Source organism: Spongiactinospora gelatinilytica, assembly GCF_003236385.1.
In the GTDB taxonomy this organism is placed as follows: Bacteria; Actinomycetota; Actinomycetes; order Streptosporangiales; family Streptosporangiaceae; genus Spongiactinospora; species Spongiactinospora gelatinilytica.
On sequence record NZ_POUA01000777.1, the window covers coordinates 1 to 902 of the forward strand.

The following is a 902-nucleotide window of genomic DNA, read 5'->3' on the forward strand; positions in this document are numbered from 1 at the left end:
CACTCGACTAGTCGTCGGCAGCGTCAGATGGGTATAAGAGACAGTCTTCGGCGTCGGCGATGGTGAGCCGGCCGTCGTCGCCGACGCCGAAGACGCCGTCGAGGTGGTCCGAGAGGGTGGCGGCCAGTTCGGTGGCGAGGTTCGCCGAGACGGAGTCCTGGCCGGTTGTGGCGGACTGGAGCAACCGGCCGAAGGAGGCGTGGCCGCCGGTGAGGTCGAAGGCGTCCAGGCGGGTGGTGAGCAGGTAGGAGAGGGTGGAGCGGCCCCAGCCCGCAGGGGTGTGATCGAGCAGGGCCTGGGCCGCGGCCGGGTCGGGCGCGGCGGCGGTGAAGAGGGCGTCGAGTACGGCCCGGCCGGACTCCCCGGCACCCGGCAGTCGGGTGCCGAGCATCGCGGCGAGGTCGAGCAGGGCCACCTGAGGAGCGCCGAGGCCGAGCAGGCCGGCGCGGGCTTGCCAGCGGCCCGCGTACAGTTCCCGCTCGAAGGCGATGGCGTCGCGGCCGACGATCTCCATGAAGCGGCGCGACCAGGCATGGCCGCCGAACCTCCAGAGCAAAGCCTGGGCCTGGTAGCCGTAGTAGGTCACGCCGAAGACGGTGTGCCGGGCTCTGCCCTGCCGGGCGAGCTCGGTCAGCAGGTCGTCACCGGCGAAGGCGGCGTCGCCGGGGTCGGTGGCCCTGGCCACGGCCGCCGACAGCAGGGTCAGCACCCGCCGGGCCTGGGCCGCGACCCGTTCGGCCCGCGCGGTGTCGCCGTTCCGGAGCGCGTCGCCGATCCGCCAGACCAGTACGCCCGGCACCCCGGCGACCCCCGCGCCGCCCAGCGTGCCCACGAAGGCCCGCACGAAGTCGGGATCGTCCGGACTGGTGGCGTAGGACTCCAGCCGCCCGAGCGCCCCCGCC

At 74.2% G+C, this 902-nt stretch carries 1 protein-coding gene; it reads right to left on the reverse strand.

The features are described 5' to 3' along the window. Positions 1–7 precede the first annotated feature (7 nt). Positions 8–902: hypothetical protein (locus tag C1I98_RS46560; RefSeq protein ID WP_199537578.1), on the reverse strand; the 895-nt coding region annotated here is incomplete at its 5' end.